Raw genomic sequence first — 23,646 nt, 5'->3', positions numbered from 1 at the left:
CAAGCAAACAGCGCTGGCCGTCGGCAACGGCACGAGGGCCGGCCCGGGTTGACCGACCGTCCGGACGGACGGTAGTAGTCGTGGGGACCAACCGGGCAGATGCCCGGACACCCGTCAGATCCGGGCCAAATGCCTGAGCAGGCGGTCCGGGACGGCGCCAACGGGGGCGGCACGGTGATGGGAAGTACGGCGCGGGGCTCACCCGCGCAGGGCTCGCTGACGCAGAACTCGCCAACGCAGGTCGCACCTGCACAGGGGTCTCCGGCGCGGGGCTCGCCCAGACAGGCTTCGCTGACACATGGCTCTGTCGGACGTCTCGTCGCGGCGCTGGGTGCCGCCACCCTGCTGCAGTGGAGCGGGGCCTTCGCCATCGCGCCGCTGCTCCCGCTCTACCTGGAGGACCGCGACGTCCCGGCCAGCAGCGTCGGCATCGTCATGGCGGCGTTCTTCGTCGGGTCGCTGCTTTCCCAGTACCCCGCCGGTGTGCTCACGGCAGGTCGGGGACACCGGCCGGTCCTGGTGGGCGGCCTCGTTCTGTACGCCGTCGGCTGCGTCGGCCTGATCGTCTCCCCGGGGTTGCACGCCGACGCCGTGGTGCGGGCGCTGCAGGGGGCCGGCGCCGGCGCCTTCGAGGTCGCCGTCCTCACCGCGGTCGCGGAGACGGTGCCGCCAGGTCTGACCGGACGAGCCGTCAGCGCCGTCTACACGGGCCAGACCGCGGGCATCGCGATCGGCCCGCTGCTGGGCGGCCTCGCCGGCGAGCAGCGGATGGACCTGCTCTTCCTCGGCGCCGGGGTGGCCGCGGCGGTCGCCTCCATCCCGGCTCTCGTTCTGCTCCGCCCGGACGGCCATCCGCGGGCCCTCCCGCCACCCGCCCATGACGGTGAGCCGGCGCGCCCGCCGTCGCCGCCTCTCGGCACGCCCTCCTCGTCGCGGGCCTCGAAGGCGCCGCAGTCCGGGCGGACATCGCGCCGGCTCGGCGGCCTGGTGGGTCCAGGTGCCATCGGCCTGCTGCTTGTGGCGGCGGTCAACGGACTGGCGGTCGGGACCTACGAGACCTGCTGGAGCCTCCTGCTGGCCGACCGGGATGTCTCGACGGAGCTGATCGGGCTGAGCTTCACCCTCTTCGCCCTTCCGCACATCGTGTGTGCGATGCCGGCCGGCTGGCTCGCTGATCACAGCGACCGGCGCTGGCTGGTGACCGGCGCGACGGTCGCCACCGGCATCACCGTAGCCAGCTACTCGTTCATCGAGTCCTTCTGGCTCATCGTCATGGTGTGCTGCGCGGAGGCGATCGCGCTGGCGATCAGCTTCCCGTCCGCGCAGTCACTGCTGGTTCAGGAATGTGGTCCGCAGGGCGCGGGCCGGGCGCAGGGCCTGTTCACGACCACGCAGACCGCGGCGACGGCCGTCGCCGCGCTCGCCTCCGGGGCGCTCTACTCGGCGAACGTCCACCTCCCGTTCCTGCTCACCGCGGTCGCGGCGGCAGTGGTCGCGGGTGTGCTGCCTGTGCTGTGGCACCAGGTCCGTGGAGTTTCCGTCGCTTCGACGGACGTTGCCGGTTTCGCGGACGGTGCCTTTCACCGGGATGACATCGCTGGCGTGGAAGCCGCTGCTGCGCGAGGTTCGGTGGGCGGCCTCACGGTTCTGCGTGCACCCGTCGTCCCGGCGCCGGTGCCGCCGGGCGTGGGCACGTACCGTCCCGCGGCCCGCTCCCGTTCGGCAGGCCCGGTGCGGGAGGCTGGCGCGGTGCGCTGGCCGTTGCGCCTCCGGCCCGGTGCGAAGGGCCGTTACGCTGGCCAGATGCGTGGTAGCGCCAGGAGTGTCCGAACGGTGGGCGGGTCCCCACGGCCGGAGGAGCACCGGTGACCGGCCAGCTCCTGCTCGCCGGAGTGGCGCTCGATCACCCGGTGATGAACGCGGCCGGCACCTGCAAGACCCTGCAGGACGTGGTCGCGCTTGCCCGCAGCTCGGTGGCGGCCGTCGTGGTCGGCTCCATCACCCGGGAYGCCCGAGCCGGCAACAGCGGTGAGGTCTACTGGTCGGGCGACGGCTGCTCGCTCAACGCGCTCGGCCTGCCGAACCGCGGGGCGGACTACTACCGCGAGCAGCTCCCCGCCATGGTCGAGGCCGCGCACGCACACGGCAAACCGCTGGTCGTGAGCGTGGCGGGCTTCGCCGCTGACGAGTATGCCCAGCTCGCCCAGCTCGCCGCCGCGGCGGGTGCGGACCTCGTCGAGCTCAACCTCGCCTGCCCGAACGTCTGGGACGGCGGGACGCAGAAACGCATCGCCTGCTTCGACCCGGGCCAGACCGAGGCGATCTGCGCCGCCGTCGAGGGCGCACTCGCGGCTCCGGCCAGCGGTCGTGGACGTCCCGCTCCGCCGTACGGGGTCAAGATCTCGCCGTTCTCCGACCCCGAGGCGCTGGCGGAGCTGGCGGCGGTGCTCGGTGGCCGTTCGCGGGGCCTCGGCGGGCCGCGGTTCGTCACAGCGGTCAACACATTCCCCAACGCGCTCGTCCTCGATGACCGGCTGCGCCCGGTGCTGGACGTCGGACTGGCCGGCCTGAGCGGGGCGGCACTGCGACCGATCGGCCTCGGCCAGGTGCGCCAGCTGCGCCGGCTACTGCCGGGGCAGGTGGATGTCGTCGGGGTGGGCGGTGTCCTGACCGGCCGTGACGTGGTCGACTACCTGGCCGCCGGCGCGCTGGTGGTGCAGAGCGCGACCGCGTTCTGGAACAGGGGAGAGGACCCGACCGTGTTCGGTGACATTCTCAGCGGCTGGATCGACGCGGGYGGCGCCGTGGAGAGCGACGCGCCCTCCGCGGTCTGAACCGGTCGTCCGCCGCGTGCTGCAGCCCGATGGCGCGATGGCCCGGTCGGCCGTGGCGGTGCCGGTCAGTGCCGGTCAGTGCCGTTCGGGCAGCTCGATGACGACGTTGGTCGCCTTGACCGTGCCGACGGCGAGGACACCCGGTTCGAGGCCAAGCTCGTCGGCGGCCTCCCGGCTCATCAGTGAGACCACCCGGTGCCGGCCGGACTGGATCTCGACCTGGGCCATGACATCGTCACGGCGCACCCTGGTGACGATGCCGGGGAACCGGTTGCGGGCCGAGGCGCCGACGATGGCGGGAGAACTCAGCGGCAGCTCGCCTGCCATGTCGATGGCGAACTGCGCCAGTACGGCTCCTTCGACGGCCTGCCGCCCAGCGCCGTCGCGCACGGTGGGAAGACGGCCGCCATCCGCCCACCGGCGCACCGTGTCGTCGCTGACGCCGAGCAGCCCGGCGACCTCGCTGATTCTGAAGGTCGACATGCCGGCACCATATCCGCCCGCAACACCACCCGCGTTCCACCATGTCCGTGGCCGCCCCGCGGGGTCTGCCGACCTGCGGCCGCTGCGACCTGTCCTGGCTGGTCAAGCGGGTTGCTGACCGCCGACGCGCGGAGGTCGCGTGTGAACCCTCCGTGTCCCGTGCGGCCCATGCGCGGGACTGTGCGATATCGGCTCGTATCGTGTTCGACGTGGAGGCGGAGCGCGGACGGGAACGTCCCGACTTCCCGGAATTTGCCCGGGGGGGCCAGTCTGATGCATGAGGATTCGGAACCACCGGTGACCCAGCAGGCCCACCGGCGACGCCCACCCGGGCAGCTGGAGGAGCAGGTGCTGGGTGTACTGCACCGTTCTGGCGAGCTCTCGCCCGGCGAGGTGCGTGACCTGTTGCCCGATGCGGCACGGCTCTCCTACAGCGCCGTGGTCACGACCCTCACCCGGCTTCACACCAAGGGTGTGGTCACGCGGCGCAGGCACGGCCGCGGCTATCTCTACTCGTCGCCCGGCGATCCGGCCACGCTGGTCGCCTGGCGGATGAACCGCCTGCTCGCCGGGCAGGCTGATCACCGGCGGGCCCTGACCCATTTCATCGCCGCGCTCTCACCCACCGACGAGGCGCTCGTCCGTGACCTGCTCGCCTCCGCGCCCACGGCGCCGGACGGTGGCGTGGTGCCGGGCCGCGGTGGCGAGGGAACCGGCGCGGCACCCGACTTCGAACAGCACCGGTAAGGACGCCTGTGGCAGTCGACCAGCTGCTCGTCTCGCTTGTGCTCGCTCCGGCGGCCGGCGCGGTCGCGTGCCGCATACTTGTCGACCTGCTGCCCCCCAAGGCAGCGGTTCTCGGGTTCACCGCGGCTGCCGGCCTGTTCGCCATGGCGGGCACGCTGAGCCTGTTCGTGTTCGGGATGCCGGCGGTGGCCGGCATCGCGGGCATTCTGGACGAGCCGGTGACGGCGGCGACCTGGCCGGCCGCGTCACTGCCCCGATGGCTCTCCTGGACGTGCCTGTTGCTGGGTGCCGTCGCGGTTCTGTCGGCCCTGGCGACCGGCCGGTCACAGCGCAGCTCGGTGCACGCGGCGCGGCGGGAGGCCTCGGCGCTGCCCGGCGGCACCGAGATCGTCGTGCTGCCGGATGGCCGCGCCGACGCGTTCGCGCTTCCCGGTCTCCCCGGGCGCATCGTGGTCACCGAGGGAATGCTCACGGCGGTCGGAGCGGGCCGGCAGCAGGCGTTGTTCGCACACGAGCGTGCCCACCTGACCGGGCGGCACCACCTGTTCGCCTTCGCCGCCCGGCTCGCCGCGGCCGCGCTGCCCACCCTGCTGCCGATGGTCACCCTGGTCGACTACGCCATCGAGCGCTGGGCGGATGAGCAGGCGGCGGAGGACGTCGGCGACCGCCACTCGGTGGCCCACGTCGTCGGCACCGCCGCGCTCGTCGCGACCGCGCAGGCAGCACCGGCCGCGGAGGACGTGTCAGACGCGCCGGGCCGCCCGGCGACGGGGCGCGGCGGGCGCCGGCACAGGTCCCTGCTGCCCGGGCGTATGCGGGCGGCGCGCCCGGCGAAGCTGAGGGCGGGCGCACCCGGCCGGGGCCCGAGACCCGGGCCGGTACCGCGGCGGGTTGCGGCTCTGCTCGCCGCACCGCAGCGGCGGAAGCGGCTGATGCTGGTCGCTCTGCCGGCCGCTCTCGCTGCGGCGTCCTGTGGAGTGGCCGTCGAGGCGCTGATGGACCTGCCCTACCGGCGGGTCTTCGACGTCGGCGACTCGTAAGGCCGGCGGTGGCGGTCAGCCGACGACTGTCACCGGCGTGCCGAGTGGGAGGAGGTCCACCAGGCGTAGCAGATCCTCGTTGCGCAGCCGGATGCATCCCAGACTCACGTCCGAGCCGACCAGGTCCGGGCGGTTGGTGCCGTGCAACCCGATGATCCCCTCGGCCCCGTTGAACTCGGTGATCACATCGGAGAAGCCGGACAGACCGTAGGCGAACGGCCCCCAGGGGCCACCCGGGTCCGCCGGGCGCAGCAGCTCGGTCAGGTAGAAGGTGCCAGCGGGGGTCGGCGTCGCGCCAGTGCCGATGCCGACCGGGAGCTTCGTGAGAACCGAACCGTCCCGGAAGACGGTCAGGCGGTGCTCGGAACGGTCGACCTGAAGCTCGAACGGCGTCGTCGTCATCCTGACGTCGGACGTCCGGACCCAGCCGATGGTGTTGTTCGGCCGTACGGGGACCTTGATCCGCAGCCAGTCGGCCTGGCGTTCCTCGACACCGAGGACCAGCGGGACCCCGCGCGGGTTCGGGTTGTCCAGGGTCCACCCTGGCTGGGCATCGCCCCGGTTCCCGAAGACCGCCAGTCGAGGGACGTCCGCGTAGGCGACCCAGCTCCAGCCGGCCGGCAGCGCCAGATCCGGATCGTCACCCGTGGGCACGCCGGCAGGGGAGGCACTCGGGCCCGGTCGCGGATCAGGGCTCGGGCCACGGTCGGAGCCGTCCCCCGGCCCTCCACAACCGCCCAGCAGGGCGCCGACCAGCACCAGCGCCCCGACCGGCCCCATCCTCCGCGCCGGCGCCCGCTTGCGAGGTGGCAGCCCACCGGGGACGATGCCGGGCGGCCCACCCGTATCCGCACCCGGCACCCGCCGACGCCGGAGTGGGGGGCGGGGAGCCGAGCCCTGATACCGGTCCACGGTCATGCCACCCCCGAGGCGCGCCCGGCGTGCCCCGCCTACTTACGGTCACGCTCGTTACTCAGGGTAGTCGTTGGAGGTGCTCGATCATGCGCAGGCCGCCACGGCGCGTACCGCGCCCGGCCGACGCCCGGGCCGCGGCACTGGTGTCGGTCACGTATCTAGCGCAGGCAGGCCAGCACTCGGTAGGCGTTCGACCGCCGGCCGCCTGTCATGTAGCGGCGGCTGGCGGCATCCCAGGCGACCGCCGCCGGCATCGCCGCCCCCATGGCCGCCCCGGTGAGCACCCGTCGGGCGCGAGCCCTCGCGGGGCTCGCGACCTCCTGCCAGGGCATCGCCGGGGACGGAGCGGCCCGCTGCCACGCTCCCCACAGGGCGATCGGCGCGTCGCCACCCTGGTGCGCCTCGCCGAAGCAGACGTCCAGAACCTTGAGGCCCGCCTCGTCGAGAGCGTGGACCAGGTTGTCGGCCGGGATGAGGTGCTGGTGCTGGGGCACGAACCAGCCCGGCCAGTACGCGCCGAACCAGCGGCCGGCAGGGCACTGCGGGTTCGGTACCTCGATGATCAGGTGCCCGCCCGGCGCGAGGGTGCGCGCGGCTGCGTGCAGCTCCTCCCGCGGGTCCCGGGTGTGCTCCAGGTAGTGGAACATGCTGACCACGTCGTAGCGGCCGCTCAGCTCCCCGGCCAGGTCCGGCAGGCGGCCCTGGTGCACGTGATCGACCCAGCCGCGGCGCCCGGCCAGGTTGATGCTCTCGCCGATGTCCAGGCCGTCGAAGGAGGTCGTCGGCCACACCTCGCGCGCGGCTGCGCAGAAGTGACCGAAGCCGCCGCCGACGTCGAGCCAGCGCCGCGGCGCGGGGATGTCGAGCCGGGCCCGGGTCAGGTAGATGTCGGTGTTGCGGCGGAACAGCTCCTCGATCAGCGCCGCGCCGAGGCCGGAGTAGACGTCGCGGTAGTAGAACTCGAGCCCGTCGAGGGTCAGCCGCGGGTTCTGGAACACGTGGCCGCAGTCGCCGCACCGGTCGTACCGGAAGACTCCTGGCTTGGCCTGCACGGAATCCGATCCGGCCAGGGCGAGGGAAAGGTCGGTGCCGCCGCACCAGGGGCACGCCGCGGACGGAGCCTCCAGGAACCGATCGACGCCGGCGGCGAGGTCGGCACGGTACTGGTGCCGTTTCGCCGCCAGCGCGGCGGGATCGGTGGCCGGCGGCCCCGGCCGCGGCGCGCTGGCGGCCGTGAGTGGCGAGGCGAGGAAGCTGGCCATCGGCTGCCGGCGGGTGAGCGGGCTGCGCAGGAGTTCCGTCGCGGGGACGCGGATCCGCCCCGCACCGACCACCGCCGGCTGCAGCCAGGAGAGCACCGCGGCGCCGAGTGCCCAGGCCGGGGCGGCCGTCGCCCCGGCACCGACGGCCAGATCCCGCACGAGCGGAAGGAACGGCAGCGCTGGCTCCCAGGGCAGGGCGGCGAACTGGACAGCGATCCGGTCCCGTCCGTTCCGGGGTGCCGCCTCGCCGGACTGCGCGCTGCCCTGCGTGGTGCTGCCCTGTGCCTTGCCGCCCTGCACGGGCGCCGTGCCCTGCGCGGGCGCGGCGGCAAGCCCCGGCAGGATCGCCAGACCGGTCGCCGCCGGTGCGTGCAGTTTCAACGTGGCTGTCGCGGCGGCGAGCTCCGCGCGGTCGGGCCTGACGAGCGCCAGGCCGGAGCGGTCGAGCACCTCCTGGTCGACCAGCAGTGCGTGGTAGGCGCCCCGCCCCGGGGCGAGGCGCTGCGCCCGGTACGGCTCGGGATCGACCATGCGGGCCAGATCCAGCAACTCGTGCGCCGCCATAGTGGATGGCACCAGGTCCAGGACGGTGAGACCCTCCCGCCGTGCGTAGGCGCTCGCCGCCCGCCGCTGCGCCTCGTCAAGGTGGACGCCCTCGGCGAGCAGGAACCGGTGCGAGGGATGCACGGGCCGCCCGGCGGGCCCGATCACGGGCAGCGCCCGGACCCGGGCGCGCAGCCGCAGACCATTGGCACCGATGCCGACGCAGGCCGCGATCGGCAACCACGCGCGGCGGATGCTGGTTCTTTCCGTCATGACGCCTCCTGGACGAAAGACCGACGGGATCAGCCTGACCGGCACGGTATGCCTGCACCACGACAGTTCGCGCAGGCCCCACCACGAGGACGTAATGAGTGGCGTGGATACGGTTCGCACCGAATCCTTACCGGCGGCGGACAGGAGGTGGAATGTGCGGCGTGTACGACCTGCGGGCCTGGTCATCGTGGTCGTGGCAGCTGTGCTGGCCGGGATCACGCTGTTCGTGGTGGTCAATCGGGGGCGCGGTTCTGATGACGTCGCCTCCGATCGCCTGGGGCCGGCGGTCGGCGCGGATTCCAGGGCCCCGGAGACCTCCGGCGCCGGTCAGCCGGGTCGCGAGCGCCCTGGGGGCGGAACGCCGACCGGTCAGGCAGCCGACCGCGGTGGCCTCTCCGCGAGCGGCCCGGGCCCCGGCGCGGGGGGCCTTCCGGTAGAGGCGTCCCCCGAGGAGAGCCGTTGGGTCGAAGCCACCCTCGCCGGGTTGTCACTGGAGCAGCGCGTCGGCCAGATGATCATGGGCTACGTGTTCGGGACCTCCGGATCGGACCGGGACCCGACCGCGATGGCCGGCAACCGGCGAACCTCCGGCGTCRCCACGGCGGCCGAGGCGGTCGCCGCCCACAGTCTGGGCGGGGTGATCTACTTCGACGCAGGCGGGACAGGCCCAGGCGCCCTGCCGGACAACATAGTCGACCCCGCCCAGGTCACAGGCCTGTCTGCCGACCTGCGCGCCGCGGCCGCGGTGCCCCTGCTGATTGCCACGGACCAGGAACAGGGCCCGGTCCTGCGCGTCCGTGACGGCGTGACCCTGCTGCCCAGCCAGATGGCCCAGGGCGYCACGGGACGTCCCGACGACGCCCGTGAGGCGGCGCGTATCACCGGCACCGATCTGCGTGCCCTCGGCATCAACGTCAACTTCGCGCCGGACGCGGACGTCAACAGCGACCCCGCGAACCCGGTGATCGGCGAACGGTCGTTCGGTGACGACCCCGGCGCCGTCGGGAGGTTCACCGCAGCCGCCATCAACGGATACCGCCAGGCCGGCGTGGCGGCGGCCGCGAAGCACTTCCCCGGCCACGGCGCCACGTCGGTGGACAGCCATGTCGCGCTGCCGACGATCACCCGCGACCGCGCGGCCCTGGACGCCGTCGACCTGCCGCCCTTCCGCGCCGCGATCGCCGCCGACACCCCCATGGTCATGGTCGGCCACCTGAACGTCCCCGCGCTCGACCGTGATGCCCCCGCGCCGCTGTCCCGAGCGGTGGTCGACGGCCTGCTCCGTCACGATCTCGGTTACGACGGCATCATCATCACCGACGCGCTCAACATGGCCGCGATCACCGACCACAACTCTCCGGGCAGGGCGGCCGTGCGGGCCGTCCAGGCCGGCGTGGACATGCTGTTGATGCCGCCGGACGTCGTCCAGGCCCGCGACGCCGTGGTCTCCGCCGTGCGCTCCGGCGCGGTCACCCCCGACCGCGTCGACGCCTCCGTACGCCGCCTGCTACGCCTCAAGTGGCGGCTGGCCCACAGCACCCCCACCGCCCCCGGCACCCCRCAGGCTCGCACCGCCGCTGCCGAGGCGATCGCCGCCCGGGCGATCACCCTGCTCGACCAGCCGGCCTGCGACCTGCTGCCCCTCCGTCGAAACCCMCCCCGCGCCGGCGGCGGCGCCGCGACGACCAGTGCTCCCGGCGGGACCGGCGCCACCGGTGCCGCCACACCCGTCGAGGTGTCCGGCCCGTCCGCCGCCGCCCGCCTGCTCGTGGCCGCCCTCGGCGAGCGCGGCATCCCCGCCACCCAGGTGCCCTCGGGCGCCGTCGCGACCACCCCCCGTGCCCCCGCCGCCCCCGGCTCCACCACCACCCCCGTCCGCGTCGTCCTGGCCGGGAACTCCCCACCCCCCACCACCGACCGCCGCACCATCGTCGTGTCGACCGGCACCCCGTACCGCCCACCCCCCGGCGCCGGGGCCTGGCTGGCGACCTACTCCCGCGACCCCGCATCCATGAAAGCCCTGGCCGCAGTCCTCACCGGTGCCACCACCCCCACCGGCCGCCTTCCCGTCACAACCCGCACCGCCACCGGCACCGTGCTACCTCGAGGCGCCACCCTCCCCACCCCCCGCACCTGCTGACCCAGCCACCCCCAGGCGGCTCACAACAAGACCACAAATCAAGCCTCTCCCGCCCTCGTGTTCACCCCTCCACGCACACGCAAAACGGGCCCCGGGCCCGCCTCTCGGCTACCCGAAGCCCGCACATCACAACCCCGCCTACCAGTTGCTGGCCGCCCTCAACCCCCTACCGAYCCAGCCGAACCACAACAGATACATCCCACCGATCGCGACCACCCGCGAATCCCCAACAAGCCGAACGCGCCCACCACACCCCACCAACACCCCCGGCCGGTCGGAACCTCGGACCCACCTCCACCCACAACCCGCACCCCACCAGCCACCCCGGCCCCACAACCACGCCGGCGGCCCGGGGGGGCATGGGGGGCACCGCCCCCCAACGACATAACGGGCCACCGCCCAACCCCGTTGGGCACACGAATCCCGCCGCGAGCGGGTGACGGGAATCGAACCCGCATGGTCAGCTTGGAAGGCTGGGGCTCTGCCATTGAGCTACACCCGCGTTGGTGATCGGGACGAGCTTACCCCGTAGGATGTGGATGCAACGCCTCGGGGCGTAGCGTAGTGGCCAGCGCGCCTGCTTTGGGTGCAGGAGATCGGGAGTTCGAGTCTCCCCGCCCCGACCGATACTCTCGGCGCGTCACCCCGTCCAACGTCGTACCAGGAGACCGCCGCGCCGTGAAGGCCACCAAGGAGACCCTCAGTCCGACCCGGGTCAAGCTCACTGTCGAGGTGCCCTTCGACGAGCTCAAGCCGTCCGTCGATGCCACCTACCGCAAGCTGGCGCGCCAGGTGCGCGTCAGCGGTTTCCGCCCGGGCAAGGTGCCACCGCGCATCCTTGACCAGCGCCTGGGGCGGGGCGTGATCCTCGACGAGGCGATCCAGGAGGCGCTGCCGCAGTTCTACTCGGAGGCTGTGCAGGCCGAGGAGGTGGATGTCCTGTCGCGACCGGAGGTGGACATCACCGAGTTCGCCGACGGGTCGCAGCTCGTGTTCACCGCCGAGGTGGATGTCCGTCCGCAGGTGACGCTGCCGGAGTTCGGTGATCTGGAGCTGGTCGTCGAGCCGGCGGTCGTGTCGGACGAGAAGGTCGACGAGTACCTCGGCACGCTGCGTGACCGTTTCGCCGTGCTGAAGCCGGTGGAGCGTCCGGTGCAGGAGGGCGACTTCGTCTCGCTGGACCTGTCGGCGTCGGTCGACGGTGAGGCGATCGAGGACGCGACCGCGACCGGGATGTCCTACGAGGTGGGTAGCGGCAACCTGATCGACGGCATCGACGAGGCGATCACCGGCGCCACGGAGGGCGACGAGCGCACGTTCGACACCGAGCTGATGGCCGGCGAGTACGCCGGGCGGACGGCACAGGTGACGGCTGTCGTCCGTGGGGTGAAGGAGAAGGAGCTCCCGGCGCTCGACGACGACTTCGCGACCACGGCGAGCGAGTTCGACACGCTGGAGGAGCTGCGGACCGACGTCCGGGGGCGGCTGGAGACGAGCCGGAAGGCCGAGCAGCTCGGCGAGGCCCGCGACAAGCTGTTGGACAAGCTGGTGGAGCTCGTCGAGGTGCCGGTGCCGGAGTCGGTGCTGGCGGGTGAGCTGGAGGCGCGGGAGCACCGGCTGGGGCACGAGCTGGAGCACATCGGTACGGATCGGGCCACGTACCTGGAGACCCTCGGCCAGTCGGAGGAGGAGTTCGACGCCGAGGTCCGGAAGTCCGCGGACAAGGCCATCCGTTCGCAGTTCATCCTGGACGCGGTGATCGACGCCGAGTCGATCGGGCTGGATCAGGGCGAGCTGATGGAGCAGATCCTGATGCGGGCGCAGCGGGCCGGTGTGCAGCCGGACCAGTACGCCCAGCAGTTGGCGCAGGGCGAGGGCCTGACGGCGCTGATGGCGGATGTGCTCCGGACGAAGGCGCTCTTCCTGCTGTTGGAGAACGCGAAGGTCGCGGATTCTGAGGGCAACCCGGTGGAGCTGAACCTGCCGCGCCGTCCGGCGGCTGACGCCGAGGATGACGTCGAGGACATCTCGGACGAGCTGGACGCCGAGGAGCTGGCGATCGGTGGCTCCGCGGCGGTGCCGGAGGGCGACGACGCGACCGAGGTGGTGGCGGAGTCGGCTGCTGCGGAGGACACGTCGGCGGCGGATGCCGCGCCGGGGTCCGACGCGAAGTAGTGGTGTGTGGCCCGGCAGGTGCCGGGCGTGCGGATGTCGTCTGACGGCCTCCGGAGTCTGGCTCTGTCGGCCTGGCTCCGGAGGCCGTCCGCGTGTCCGGGGGCCACAGGTGGACACCGGGAGGCACGCTGTCGGCCCGGCGCGGACGAGGTGCGTCCCGGACCGGGACCGGCCGGGCGCCGATGCCGGACTGGCCCAGCCTCACGCCCAGCGCGAACATCGAAGGAGAAGCACCGGAACCGGCTCGGGTCACAGATAGTGTCGAGCCGGTCAATCAGATGCCGCCAAAGGAAGCCGAGGATCCGACCGTGAGTGACATCGCCGCCCCTCGCCTGGCTGTCCCGGGCCCGAGTCTCCGTTCTCCCGGACAGAGCGGCCCCGGCTTCGACGAGCAGGTGTTCAACCGTCTGCTCCGTGAGCGGATCATCTTCCTGGGCTCGGTGGTGGAGGACTCGATCGCGAACGCGATCTGCGCGCAGCTGCTGCTGCWCAACGCCGAGGACCCCAACCGGGACATCTTCCTGTACATCAACTCGCCCGGTGGCTCGGTCAGTGCCGGTATGGCGATCTACGACACGATGCAGTACGTCGAGAACGACGTCGCCACGGTGTCCCTCGGCCTGGCCGCGTCGATGGGGCAGTTCCTGCTCTGCGCGGGCGCGCCGGGCAAGCGCTACTCGCTGCCGCACGCGCGGATCATGATGCACCAGCCCTCCGGCGGCATCGGCGGCACGGCCTCCGATATCGCGATCCAGGCCGAGCAGATGCTCTACACGAAGCGGATGATGCAGGAGCGCATCGCGTTCCACACCGGTCAGCCCGTCGAGCAGATCGAGCRCGACTCCGACCGCGACCGCTGGTTCACCGCGGAGGAAGCGAAGGACTACGGCTTCGTGGACCACGTCGTCCAGCGGGCTCGCCAGGTTCCCAGCGAAGGCCCGGTGAGCTGACGTCCGCCGCGGCCGCGAGCCGTCCCGACCCTCGTCACCCGCTCTCCTCGGAGGCAGTCACCATGTACGGATCACAGGGCTACTACGGAACGCAGAGCCGTTACGTCCTCCCCAACATCATCGAGAAGACGTCCCGCGGTGAGTACGGGATGGACCCGTACTCGAAGCTGCTCAAGGAGCGGATCGTCTTCCTCGGCGCGCCGATCGACGACACGTCCGCGAACGACGTGATGGCGCAGCTGCTGTTCCTGGAGTCCGAGGACCCGGACCGCGACATCTCGATCTACATCAACTCGCCGGGTGGATCGTTCACCTCGCTGACCGCCATCTACGACACGATGCAGTTCGTGCGGCCCGACATCCAGACGATCTGCATGGGCCAGGCGGCGTCCGCGGCAGYGGTGCTGCTGGCGGCGGGCACACCCGGCAAGCGGTTCGCGCTGCAGAACAGCCGGATCCTCATCCACCAGCCGTCGGCGCAGGGTGAGGGCCAGTCGAGCGACATCGAGATCCAGGCGCGCGAGATCCTGCGGATGMGCACGCTGCTGGAGCGGATGCTCGCCGAGCACACCGGCCGCAACGAGGAGGACGTCCGTAAGGACATCGAGCGCGACAAGATCCTCAGCTCCGACGAGGCCAAGGAGTACGGCATCATCGACGAGGTGATCAAGACTCGGAAGTCCTCGCGGCTCGCCGCCTCGCGCTGATCGAGCCTGGCACCTTCCGGGCAGCGGAGCGGCTGCGGCCGGATCTCGGCGAGAGCACCTCGGGAGCTGCTGGCGGAAACCCYGGAGCCCGGTGGGTCCGGATGCCCCGACGCGGGTGCCCGGACYGGCCTGGCGAGCCCGGTCGACGGGCTGCGGACAGGCCAGGCTGTGGTCTCCGGGTGCCTGTCAGCGGGCCCGTCAGGCTCATCGGTGGCGGGTCGGATGCGACGGGCTGGCATCACCACCTCTCATATCGGACACCCGAGCCGGCTGTAGCGCTGAACGGGCTGTGTGGACGAGCGGGGACGGGCCTGATGACCGTAGGCTGACCGGTATGAGCCCATCGATTGGGCTCTCACCGGACGCCCCCGCGGGGTACCGTCCCCACGGGGATGGATAGAGGCAGACACGCGACGACCGGGCGGTGTGCACCGCCCCCGACACGCAGGCGACACCATCGTCTGGACGAAGGGACTGAGTCCTCGGTGGCACGCATCGGTGATGGCGGTGACCTGCTCAAGTGCTCCTTCTGCGGTAAGTCGCAGAAGCAGGTGAAGAAGCTGATCGCCGGCCCAGGCGTCTACATCTGCGATGAGTGCATCGATCTCTGCAACGAGATCATCGAGGAGGAGCTCTCCGAGTCCTCGGAGCTGAAGTGGGAGGAACTCCCCAAGCCCCGGGAGATCTACGAGTTCCTCGACGGGTACGTGGTCGGCCAGGAGACGGCGAAGAAGACGCTGTCGGTGGCCGTCTACAACCACTACAAGCGGGTGCAGGCGGGCGGCGCGTCCGGCAGTGACGCTGCGAAGAGCGAGGTCGAGCTCGCCAAGAGCAACATTCTCCTGCTCGGTCCGACCGGATGCGGCAAGACCCTCCTCGCCCAGACCCTGGCCCGGATGCTGAACGTCCCGTTCGCCATCGCCGACGCCACGGCTCTCACCGAGGCCGGCTATGTCGGCGAGGATGTCGAGAACATTCTTCTCAAACTCATCCAAGCCGCCGACTATGACGTCAAAAAGGCCGAGACGGGCATCATCTACATCGACGAGGTCGACAAGATCGCCCGAAAGTCGGAGAACCCCAGCATCACCCGGGACGTCTCGGGTGAGGGCGTGCAGCAGGCGCTGCTGAAGATTCTCGAGGGAACCACCGCGAGCGTGCCGCCGCAGGGCGGTCGGAAACACCCGCATCAGGAGTTCATCCAGATCGACACGACGAACGTGCTGTTCATCGTGGGCGGGGCGTTTGCCGGGCTCGACCGCATCATCGAATCCCGCATCGGGAAGAAGTCGCTCGGCTTCCGCGCCGTGCTGCACGGCAAGGACGACCCGGACTCCTCGAACGTCTTCGGCGACATCATGCCGGAGGACCTGCTCAAGTACGGGATGATCCCGGAGTTCATCGGCCGTCTGCCGATCATCACCAGCGTGTCCAACCTGGACCGCGAGGCGCTGATCCGGATCCTCACCGAGCCGAAGAACGCACTGGTCCGCCAGTACAAGCGGCTGTTCGAGCTGGACGGTGTCGACCTCGACTTCACCACCGACGCCCTCGAGGCCATCGCCGACCAGGCGATCCTGCGCGGGACGGGAGCCCGCGGCCTGCGGGCGATCATGGAGGAGGTCCTGCTCTCGGTGATGTACGACATCCCGAGCCGCAAGGACGTCGCCCGTGCGGTGATCACCCGCGAGGTCGTGCTGGAGCACGTCAACCCCACGTTGGTGCCTCGGGACGTYGCCGCCTCCAAGCGCACACCGCGCCAGGAGAAGTCGGCCTGACGCCCGCGGCCGGCACGGTGGCCGCACGATCTGGACCGGTTCGGGCCCCGCGGCGATCGCCACCGCGGGGCCCGTCCGCTGATGCCATAACCTCGGCTGCGTGACAGACGCACGCACGGGGAGCACGCCGGACGACGTCGCCGGCCTCGCCCGAGTGGAGAAGGCGCTCGCCGGTCGGTTCCCGCACCGGATGCTTCCCGACCTGGAACGGATGCGGGACCTCGTCGACCTGCTGGGCCATCCCGAGCAGTCGTTCCCGTCGATCCACATCACCGGCACCAACGGCAAGACGTCCACCGCTCGGATGATCGACGCGCTGCTGCGGGCGTTCGGCCTGCGGCCAGGCCGGTACACCTCGCCGCATCTGGAGACCGTCACCGAGCGGATCAGCATCAACGGTGTCCCCGCCAGTCCGGAGGTGTTCGCCCGGGCCTACGACGACGTGATTCCGTACGCCGAGCTGATCGACACCCGGCATCCCGAGCGGGTGACCTTCTTCGAACTGCTCACCGCGATGGCCTTCGCCGCCTTCGCGGACGCGCCGGTCGACGTCGGCGTCATCGAGGTCGGCATGGGCGGTACCTGGGATGCCACGAACGTCGTCGACGCCGGTGTCTCGGTGATCACCCCCGTCTCGCTGGACCACCCGGAGCTGGGCTCCGCCGTCGAGGCCGTCGCCGCGGAGAAGGCCGGGATCATCCGGCCCGACGCACTCGTAGTACTGGCCCAGCAGGCACTGCCGGCCGCGGAGGTGCTGTTGCGTCGGGCCGCCGAGGTCGGTGCCACCGTGGCCCGCGAAGGTCTCGAGTTCGGGGTGGTGGGCCGGCGGGCGGCCGTCGGCGGTCAGATGCTGACCCTGCGCGCCCTGGGCGGGACCTACGAGGAGGTCTTCCTGCCCCTGCACGGCGTGCACCAGGCGCACAACGCGGCGGTGGYGCTGGCCGCGGTCGAGGCGTTCCTCGGCGGCGGGCAGAGCCAGCTGGACGCCGACGCCGTCCTGGCCGGTTTCGCGCAGGYCGACTCGCCCGGGCGGCTGGAGGTGGTACGGCGCTCGCCGACCATCGTGCTGGACGGTGCGCACAACGTCGCCGGCGCCCAGGCGCTGGCCGCGGCCGTCGGCGAGGCGTTCGGCTTCGACACTCTGGTCGGTGTCGTCGGCATGCTGAGTGACAAGGACGCGGAGGGCATCCTCGCCGCGCTGGAGCCCGTCCTGAGCAGCATTGTGATCACGCAGAGCAGTTCGCCACGGGCAATGGGCGCGGACGACCTGGCCGCGGTCGCCGTGGACGTCTTCGACCCGGACCGGGTCGAGGTCGCCCCCCGGCTTGACGACGCGCTGGAGGCCGCCGTGCGGCTCGCCGAGGAGGAGGGCGAGCTCGGCGGGACCGGTGTCCTGGTCACCGGCTCGCTGGTGACCGTCGGAGAGGCTCGCCACCTGCTCCGCCGTTGACCTGCCCCGCTGCTTGTCTGCTCCGCTGTTGATCTGCTCCGTCCGTGCGGCCACCGCGGGCACTCCGACGGGTGGGTCGGGGGAGTGCGCGCACCGGGCACGATCGCTGACCCTGTAAGTTTGCGCAGGGCCAACCCGGTCGCCCTCGCCGCGCGAGGGACCGGTCGCCCGCCCGCGTCGAAGATGACGAAACGAGTCTGAAGGAGTCCCGTGTCCGCCGAGCGCACCCTCATCCTGGTCAAGCCCGATGGCGTCAGCCGCGGCCTCGTCGGTGAGGTCATCGGCCGCCTCGAGCGCAAGGGGCTGAAGATCGTGGCACTGCAGCTGCGCACGCTCGAGCGCTCGGTTGCCGAGACCCACTACGGCGAGCACTCCAGCAAGCCGTTCTTCGGCGAGCTGGTCGACTTCATCACCTCCGGCCCGCTGGTCGCGCTGGTCGCCGAGGGTCCGCGTGCGACGGAGGCTGCGCGCGGCCTCATCGGCGCCACCGACCCGGTGAAGGCCGCTCCCGGCTCGCTGCGGGGCGACTTCGCCCTGGAGATCGGCGAGAACCTGGTCCACGGGTCGGACTCGCCGGAGTCGGCCAAGCGCGAGATCGACCTGTTCTTCCCCGGCCTGAGCTGACCGCCCGGGAGTCCCGCCCGCGCTGCCGGGCCGCCGGCCTCACCTGATGCGGGTGGTGGACCGGCGCCACGCAGGGTGAGTCCACGGCCGGTGGCGGCGTCGCCGCGCCGCCCCGGCGCCGGTGGGACCCCCGCCGCCCGGGTGGTGGCGGGTGCTCCGTCCCCACCTGGGGTGGTCGGTGTCCAGGCCCGGTCGCCCGATCGGTACCGGAGTGCCTTCTCGTGGGCTTGCGTCCACGGCCGGTGCGGATCCGGCCGGCGTGCCGTGCGCGCCCCGCTTCGCATGGGGTGACACGCTTCCCGGTCGGCCCGGCGACGCCGCCGGGGGCGGTCTACGCTTTCAACTGCCCGGAGCGTGCCCGACAGGTCGCCGTGACCGTCTTCCCAGCCGGTTGCGGTGAACGTTTCCACGCGAGGCGCATCCGGGCCGTCCCGCCCGCTCGACGAACTCTGTACGTGTTTCGCGCGTTGGTCGGGATGAGCCGGTCGGTGCCGCTCGCGCGCGCCGTCCGGACTTGTCCCCTCTCGCGCCCCTCGGGAAGGCCGGCACCCGACGATGTCCAGTTCGCTGTCGTTCCTCGGTCGTGACATGGCCGTCGACCTCGGTACCGCCAACACGCTCGTCTACGTCCGTGGCAGGGGCATCGTTCTCAACGAGCCCAGTGTGGTCGCGATCAACACGACCACCTCCGGGATCCTCGCGGTCGGAACCGACGCGAAGAGGATGATCGGCCGCACCCCGGGCAATGTCGTGGCGGTCCGCCCGTTGAAGGACGGCGTCATCGCCGACTTCGAGACGACGGAGCGGATGCTGCGCTACTTCATCCAGAAGGTGCACCGCCRCAGGCACTTCGCCAAACCCCGGCTGGTGGTGTGYGTTCCGTCCGGCATCACCGGTGTGGAACAGCGGGCCGTCAAGGACGCCGGCTACCAGGCGGGGGCGCGCAAGGTCTACATCATCGAGGAGCCGATGGCGGCGGCGATCGGGGCGGGCCTGCCCGTGCACGAGCCGACCGGCAACATGGTCGTCGACATCGGTGGCGGCACGACGGAGGTCGCGGTCATCTCGCTCGGTGGCATCGTCACGAGCCAGTCGATCCGCACCGCCGGTGACGAGCTGGACACGGCGATCATCTCCTACGTCAAGAAGGAGTACTCGCTGATGCTCGGCGAGCGGACCGCCGAGGAGATCAAGATGGCGATCGGCTCGGCGCACAAGATTCCGGACGAGCCGAGCGCGGAGATCCGCGGACGCGACCTCGTCACGGGGCTGCCCAAGACGATCGTGGTGACCGCCGAGGAGATCCGCAAGGCAGTCGAGGAGCCGGTGAACGCGGTGATCGACGCGGTCAAGGTGACCCTCGACCGGTGCCCGCCGGAGCTGTCCGGCGACATCATGGACCGCGGCATCGTCCTGACCGGCGGCGGCGCGCTGCTGCGTGGGCTGGACGAGCGGCTGAGGCACGAGACCGGCATGCCGATCCACATCGCGGAGAACCCGCTGCACTCGGTGGCGATGGGGTCGGGCAAGTGCGTCGAGGAGTTCGAGGCCCTGCAGCAGGTTCTGATCTCCGAACCGAAGCGCTGACCCGCGTGCCCGGGTCGGTGGGCGTTCCGTGAACGGGGGTGCCCGCCGGCCCGCGGCAGCCCGGTGGCCGGCGGGCCGTGGCAACGCAAGGCCCGGCCGTCGGCCGGCCCGCGCGGCAGGAGGACGGCAGCGGTGATGGAGGGTCGACGTGGGACGTGACACCAGGCGCTCACGCCTTGTCATCGCCGCCCTGCTCGTCCTCGCCTTCACGCTGATCACACTCGACTACCGGACGGGCGATTCCGCCACCGGGGTGCGCGGCGCACTGCACTCGGTGGTCGGCGGCGTGGAGAACGCGGTGACCACGGTGACCCGGCCCATCGGGCGGACGGTCTCCTCGCTGACCCATCCCAACCGCTACCACGACCGCGCCGACCGGCTCGCCGAGGAGAACGCGACGCTGCGCCGGTCGATCGCGGACGACGCCGAGATCGACCGACTGGCCGGGGAGCTCTCCGCGCTGCGCCTGCTCGCGGACAAGGGGCAGTACACGATCGTTCCGGCCCGGGTCATCGCGGTCGGCGACGTCACCGGGATGGACTGGACGGTCACCATCAACGCGGGACGCCGGGACGGGCTCGCCGTCGACAAGGTCGTGGTGAACACCGCGGGCCTGGTGGGGACGGTGACCTCGGTGACCGACCAGACCGCCGTGATCAAGCTGATCTGTGACCCGACGAGCCGGATCGGCGCCCGGCTGGAAACCACGCAGCTCCTCGGCGCCGTCGCCGGGGGGCAGGGGCCGAGGAACCTGACCTTCACCCTTTATGACTCCTCGTACCAGGTAAAAAAGGGTGACCGATTGGTCACGTTTGGTAGTCTCGACTATGTGGCGGGCGTGCCGATCGGCGAGGTGACGCAGGTGGTCGACGTCGGCGGTCTCTCGCGTACCGCCGAGGTGCGCCCCTTCGTCTCGATCGGCACCCTCGACCTGGTGGGCGTCGTCGTCGGGGGCCCGCCGGGCGACCCGGGCGACCGTGTCCTCCCGCCGCGCGAGGTGCCGCCGGCCGGCGGCGCGCAGCCACCCGCCGGTGACGCCCCCGTGTCGACCCCATCGGCTGGCACCGCACCTGCAGGCACCGCGCCTGCCGGTCAGGGTGCGGCTGGCGGGCAGCCGCAGGCCGGCCAGCAGGAAGCCGGGCAGCCATCGCAGGGGCGGAACCAGGCCGGCACAGGTGCGGCGACCCAGGGCGCCGGGTGAGATCACATGTGGGACAGTGGGTTTTCTGAGGAACGGCTGCACCCGCGCGCGTTCGCGGCCGCAGYCGTCCTGCTGCTGGTCGCCGTGGTCCTGCAGGTGTCCGTGGTCGCCCGGCTGGGCGCCCCGCTCGGCCGGCCCGATCTGGTGCTTGTCCTGCTGGCGGTCGTCGCGCTGATCGAGGGGCCGCTGCTCGGTGCCGTCCTCGGGTTCGCGGTKGGTCTGCTGGCTGATCTGCTCTCCAGCCACGTGATCGGGCAGACGGCACTCGTTCTGTGCCTGGTCGGCTACCTCACGGGCCTGGTGATGAACGCGGCCGAGCGGTCGATCGCCGTGCCGCTGGCGGCGGTCGGCGCCGCGGCAGCCCTCGGCACCCTGGGTAACGCCGCGGCGACGGCCCTGCTCGGCGACGCCGCTCTCACCAGCGGCCAGGCCCTCATGCGGGCCCTCGCTGCCGGCATCTACGGGCTGTTGGTCACCCCGTTCCTGTTCCCGCTCGCACTCGCCGCCGCACGTAGGCTGCACCGGGAGCGGGGCCGGCTGTGAGCGACCGGATGCGGATCCGCCTGCTCATTCTGCGGGTCCTCGTGCTTTCCCTACTGGTCACGCTGGGTGCCAGGCTGTGGGTGCTGCAGATCCTCGACGGTGAGCGCTACCGCCAGGTCGCCGAGACGAACCGGGTCCGCGAGGTGGTGACTCCGGCGACCCGCGGCATGATCGTCGACGACGAGGGCCAGCCCCTCGTCCGCAACCGCACCTCGCTGGTCATCTCGGTGAACCGGTCGACCATCGACCGGCAGGACGACAAGGGCCGGGCCGTCCTCGACCGGCTGGCCACCGTGATCGGAGCTCCCCTGGCGGAGCTCGAACAGCGGGTTCGTTTCTGTTCGGCCACCGTGAAGGCCCCGTGCTGGAACGGCTCGCCCTACCAGCCGGTCCCCGTCGCCAAGGACGTGACCCCCGCCCAGGCGCTCGCGGTGATCGAGCATCCCGACCGCTTCCCCGGTGTGTCGRCCGACCTGCAGGCCGTCCGCGAGTACCCCAACAACGCGCTCGCCGCACACGAGCTGGGCTACCTCGCGCCCGTCTCCCAGGACCAGCTCGACGGCCAGGGCGACGAGAAGGGCTATCACCTCAACAGCCTGATCGGCGTCGCCGGCCTGGAGTACACCTACGACGACGCGCTGCGCGGTGCGGACGGGGTCGAGCGGCTCGAGGTCGACCGCTTCGGCCGGGTCGCCGGAACCGAGTCCACGACCCCGCCGGTCAGCGGCGACCACCTGGTGCTCAATCTCGACCTGGACGTCCAGCGCGCCGCCGAGGGGGCGCTGGCCCGGACTCTCGAGAAGCTCGGCGGGGGCGCGCGGACGGCGTCCGCCGTCGTTCTGGACGTGCGGACCGGCGGTGTCGTGGCGCTCGCCAGCCTGCCCTCGTACGACCCCTCGGTGTTCGTCGGCGGGATCTCGCAGGCCGACTACGCCGCGCTGTCCGACCCGGTGAACGGCACCCCGCTGCTGTCGCGGGCCTACCAGGGCTCCGCCGCCGCCGCCTCGACGTTCAAGGTCGTCTCCACCGCGGTCGCGATGGAGCACATGGGTGCGAAGGGCGATGACAGGTTCGACTGCGCGCCGACCCTGCAGGTCGGTGACCAGGTCTTCCACAACTTCGACGGGTCGTCCGCCGGGCCCATCACACTGCACCAGGCGCTGGTCATCTCCTGCGACGTCATCTTCGACAAGTTCGCCTACGACGCCTGGGTCGCCGACGGTGGGCTGCGCAACGGCCGTGGTCCCTACGCCGAGCCGGCGGAGCACTTCGTCCGCATGGCCGAGGGCATGGGCTTCGGCAAGCGCACCGGTATCGACCTCCCCGGCGAGACCTCGGGCGCCGTGGTCGACCGCGCGGACGCGCGCAGGATCTGGGAGGAACTGAAGGACTCCTACTGCCGGCGGGCGCAGAGCGGCTACCCGGAGGAGCCCGACCCGGTCAAGGCCGAGCGGTTCCGCAAGTACGCGGCCGAGGCCTGCGTGGACGGCTACCTGTACAACGCCGGCGCCGCCGTGCAGTTCTCCATCGGCCAGGGGCAGTACCTCTCGGTCAGCCCGCTGCAGCTCGCGTCCGCCTACGCAGCCATCGCCAACGGCGGAACCCTCTACAAGCCCACCCTCGCCCGGGCGACGATCTCGCCGGACGGGACGAAGCAGACGCCGATCCAGCCGACCGTCACCGGTCGCCTGCCCATCTCGCCGGAGAACCTCGCCTACATCCGCGGCGGCCTGACCGGGGTGACGACCGAAGCGGGCGGCACGGCGACGGGGACGTTCGCCGACTGGCCCAGCGACCTGGTGCCCGTCGCGGGCAAGACCGGCACTRCCGAGGTCGAGGGCAAGGACGACACCTCGTGGTTCGCGTCCTTCGCCCCGGCGAACGACCCACAGTTCGCGGTCGTCGTGAGCATCCCGGAATCCGGTACCGGAGCGGAGTACGCGGCGCCGGTGGCGAAGGAGATCTACCAGGCCATCTACGGGGTCGGCGTGCCCGGGGCCCTGCCCGGAGGCAAGCCGCCCGCCAGCCTGCCCGAGCTGGGGCGCGACGGAACGTTCGGCGGCGGCCCCGGCGGTCCCGCCACCTCCGACACCCCTGACACGTCGCCCCAGGCCGGAGCACCGGGAGTAAGCGGTGCCTCCGCCCCGGCGGAGCCCACGCCCGGGGCGACCACGGCGGGCACGACGACGGTCACCGGAGCGGTGCAGCCCACCGTGCTCACACCTGCGGCGCCCAGCACCGTGGCCACCGTCGCGGGCGGCGGGCACGGAGCGGCGCCGTTTCAGGATGCCGACGGGTCGCGCCCCGCCGCCCGGGAGCCCCCACCCGACGACCGCGGCCGGTCTCCGCCCTGAGACCACGAGACCACCGCCCTCCGGGGCGGCTCCGTTCCCT

At 71.8% G+C, this 23,646-nt stretch carries 18 protein-coding genes and 2 tRNA genes; 16 read left to right on the top strand and 4 right to left on the bottom strand.

The annotated features are described in order from the left end of the window. Positions 1 to 129 precede the first annotated feature (129 nt). A complete protein-coding gene (locus CC117_RS15015; RefSeq protein WP_071084581.1) occupies positions 130 to 1,869 on the top strand; it encodes an MFS transporter in 1,740 nt (579 codons plus the stop codon). After that, on the top strand, positions 1,866 to 2,834 hold the full coding sequence (locus CC117_RS15010; RefSeq protein ID WP_071084579.1) for a beta/alpha barrel domain-containing protein: 969 nt from the start codon (positions 1,866 to 1,868) through the stop codon (positions 2,832 to 2,834). Before CC117_RS15015 ends, CC117_RS15010 begins: the two co-directional genes overlap by 4 nt. 75 nt (positions 2,835 to 2,909) lie before the next feature. Here the strand turns inward: CC117_RS15010 and CC117_RS15005 are convergent, their stop codons facing one another. Next, entirely contained in the window at positions 2,910 to 3,317 is a 408-nt protein-coding gene (locus CC117_RS15005) for a TOBE domain-containing protein (protein WP_071084577.1), read from the bottom strand. Between the two features lie 297 nt (positions 3,318 to 3,614). Here CC117_RS15005 and CC117_RS15000 point away from each other — a divergent pair, with 297 nt between their 5' ends. Both CC117_RS15000 and CC117_RS14995 read left to right on the top strand, forming a co-directional pair. After that, positions 3,615 to 4,064, top strand: a complete 450-nt coding sequence (locus CC117_RS15000) for a BlaI/MecI/CopY family transcriptional regulator (protein WP_241830117.1) — start codon at positions 3,615 to 3,617, stop codon at positions 4,062 to 4,064. Between the two features lie 8 nt (positions 4,065 to 4,072). Then, the gene (locus CC117_RS14995; RefSeq protein WP_071084573.1) at positions 4,073 to 5,104 is read left to right on the top strand and encodes a M48 family metalloprotease; all 1,032 of its coding nucleotides are present in this window, start codon (positions 4,073 to 4,075) and stop codon (positions 5,102 to 5,104) included. Positions 5,105 to 5,119: 15 nt separating this feature from the next. On the opposite strand, the gene CC117_RS14990 is transcribed toward CC117_RS14995, so the two are convergent. Then, the gene (locus tag CC117_RS14990; protein ID WP_071084571.1) at positions 5,120 to 5,884 is read right to left on the bottom strand and encodes a L,D-transpeptidase; all 765 of its coding nucleotides are present in this window, start codon (positions 5,882 to 5,884) and stop codon (positions 5,120 to 5,122) included. A gap of 293 nt (positions 5,885 to 6,177) precedes the next feature. Next, a complete protein-coding gene (locus tag CC117_RS14985; RefSeq protein ID WP_071084570.1) occupies positions 6,178 to 8,097 on the bottom strand; it encodes a class I SAM-dependent methyltransferase in 1,920 nt (639 codons plus the stop codon). Positions 8,098 to 8,251: 154 nt separating this feature from the next. Between CC117_RS14985 and CC117_RS14980 the strand changes: the two genes are divergently transcribed. Continuing rightward, a complete protein-coding gene (locus tag CC117_RS14980) occupies positions 8,252 to 10,237 on the top strand; it encodes a glycoside hydrolase family 3 protein (RefSeq protein ID WP_084132149.1) in 1,986 nt (661 codons plus the stop codon). A gap of 431 nt (positions 10,238 to 10,668) precedes the next feature. On the opposite strand, the gene CC117_RS14975 is transcribed toward CC117_RS14980, so the two are convergent. Beyond that, positions 10,669 to 10,739 (bottom strand) — tRNA-Gly (locus CC117_RS14975). A 48-nt stretch (positions 10,740 to 10,787) separates the two neighbouring features. On the opposite strand from CC117_RS14975, the gene CC117_RS14970 reads away from it, so the two are divergent. From CC117_RS14970 to mrdA, 11 genes are all read left to right on the top strand, one after another. Beyond that, positions 10,788 to 10,860: transfer RNA gene (locus CC117_RS14970), tRNA-Pro, on the top strand. Positions 10,861 to 10,915: 55 nt separating this feature from the next. After that, positions 10,916 to 12,412, top strand: coding sequence for a trigger factor (gene tig / locus CC117_RS14965; RefSeq protein WP_071084565.1), 1,497 nt, complete (start codon positions 10,916 to 10,918; stop codon positions 12,410 to 12,412). A 308-nt stretch (positions 12,413 to 12,720) separates the two neighbouring features. Next, positions 12,721 to 13,362: an ATP-dependent Clp protease proteolytic subunit gene (locus CC117_RS14960; RefSeq protein ID WP_071084563.1), complete on the top strand. Its 642-nt coding sequence runs from the start codon at positions 12,721 to 12,723 to the stop codon at positions 13,360 to 13,362. 62 nt (positions 13,363 to 13,424) lie between these two features. Further along, the gene (locus CC117_RS14955; RefSeq protein ID WP_071084562.1) at positions 13,425 to 14,069 is read left to right on the top strand and encodes an ATP-dependent Clp protease proteolytic subunit; all 645 of its coding nucleotides are present in this window, start codon (positions 13,425 to 13,427) and stop codon (positions 14,067 to 14,069) included. A gap of 485 nt (positions 14,070 to 14,554) precedes the next feature. After that, positions 14,555 to 15,847, top strand: coding sequence for an ATP-dependent Clp protease ATP-binding subunit ClpX (gene clpX / locus CC117_RS14950; protein WP_071084561.1), 1,293 nt, complete (start codon positions 14,555 to 14,557; stop codon positions 15,845 to 15,847). Between the two features lie 100 nt (positions 15,848 to 15,947). After that, positions 15,948 to 17,297 carry a bifunctional folylpolyglutamate synthase/dihydrofolate synthase gene (locus tag CC117_RS14945; RefSeq protein ID WP_071084560.1) on the top strand — a complete coding sequence of 450 codons (1,350 nt, stop codon included), beginning with the start codon at positions 15,948 to 15,950 and terminating at the stop codon, positions 17,295 to 17,297. A 210-nt stretch (positions 17,298 to 17,507) separates the two neighbouring features. Further along, a complete protein-coding gene (gene ndk, locus CC117_RS14940; RefSeq protein ID WP_018634853.1) occupies positions 17,508 to 17,921 on the top strand; it encodes a nucleoside-diphosphate kinase in 414 nt (137 codons plus the stop codon). A 555-nt stretch (positions 17,922 to 18,476) separates the two neighbouring features. Then, positions 18,477 to 19,508 carry a rod shape-determining protein gene (locus tag CC117_RS14935; RefSeq protein ID WP_071084559.1) on the top strand — a complete coding sequence of 344 codons (1,032 nt, stop codon included), beginning with the start codon at positions 18,477 to 18,479 and terminating at the stop codon, positions 19,506 to 19,508. Between the two features lie 148 nt (positions 19,509 to 19,656). Next, positions 19,657 to 20,709: a rod shape-determining protein MreC gene (gene mreC, locus CC117_RS14930; RefSeq protein WP_071084558.1), complete on the top strand. Its 1,053-nt coding sequence runs from the start codon at positions 19,657 to 19,659 to the stop codon at positions 20,707 to 20,709. Between the two features lie 6 nt (positions 20,710 to 20,715). After that, positions 20,716 to 21,252, top strand: coding sequence for a rod shape-determining protein MreD (gene mreD, locus CC117_RS14925; RefSeq protein WP_071084557.1), 537 nt, complete (start codon positions 20,716 to 20,718; stop codon positions 21,250 to 21,252). Then, a complete protein-coding gene (mrdA, locus tag CC117_RS14920) occupies positions 21,249 to 23,606 on the top strand; it encodes a penicillin-binding protein 2 (protein WP_071084556.1) in 2,358 nt (785 codons plus the stop codon). The genes mreD and mrdA overlap by 4 nt, the downstream gene beginning before the upstream one ends. Positions 23,607 to 23,646: the final 40 nt, after the last annotated feature.

It is taken from the genome of Parafrankia colletiae (assembly GCF_001854655.1).
In the GTDB taxonomy this organism is placed as follows: Bacteria; Actinomycetota; Actinomycetes; order Frankiales; family Frankiaceae; genus Parafrankia; species Parafrankia colletiae.
This window is presented reverse-complemented; position numbering and strand designations above follow the sequence as displayed.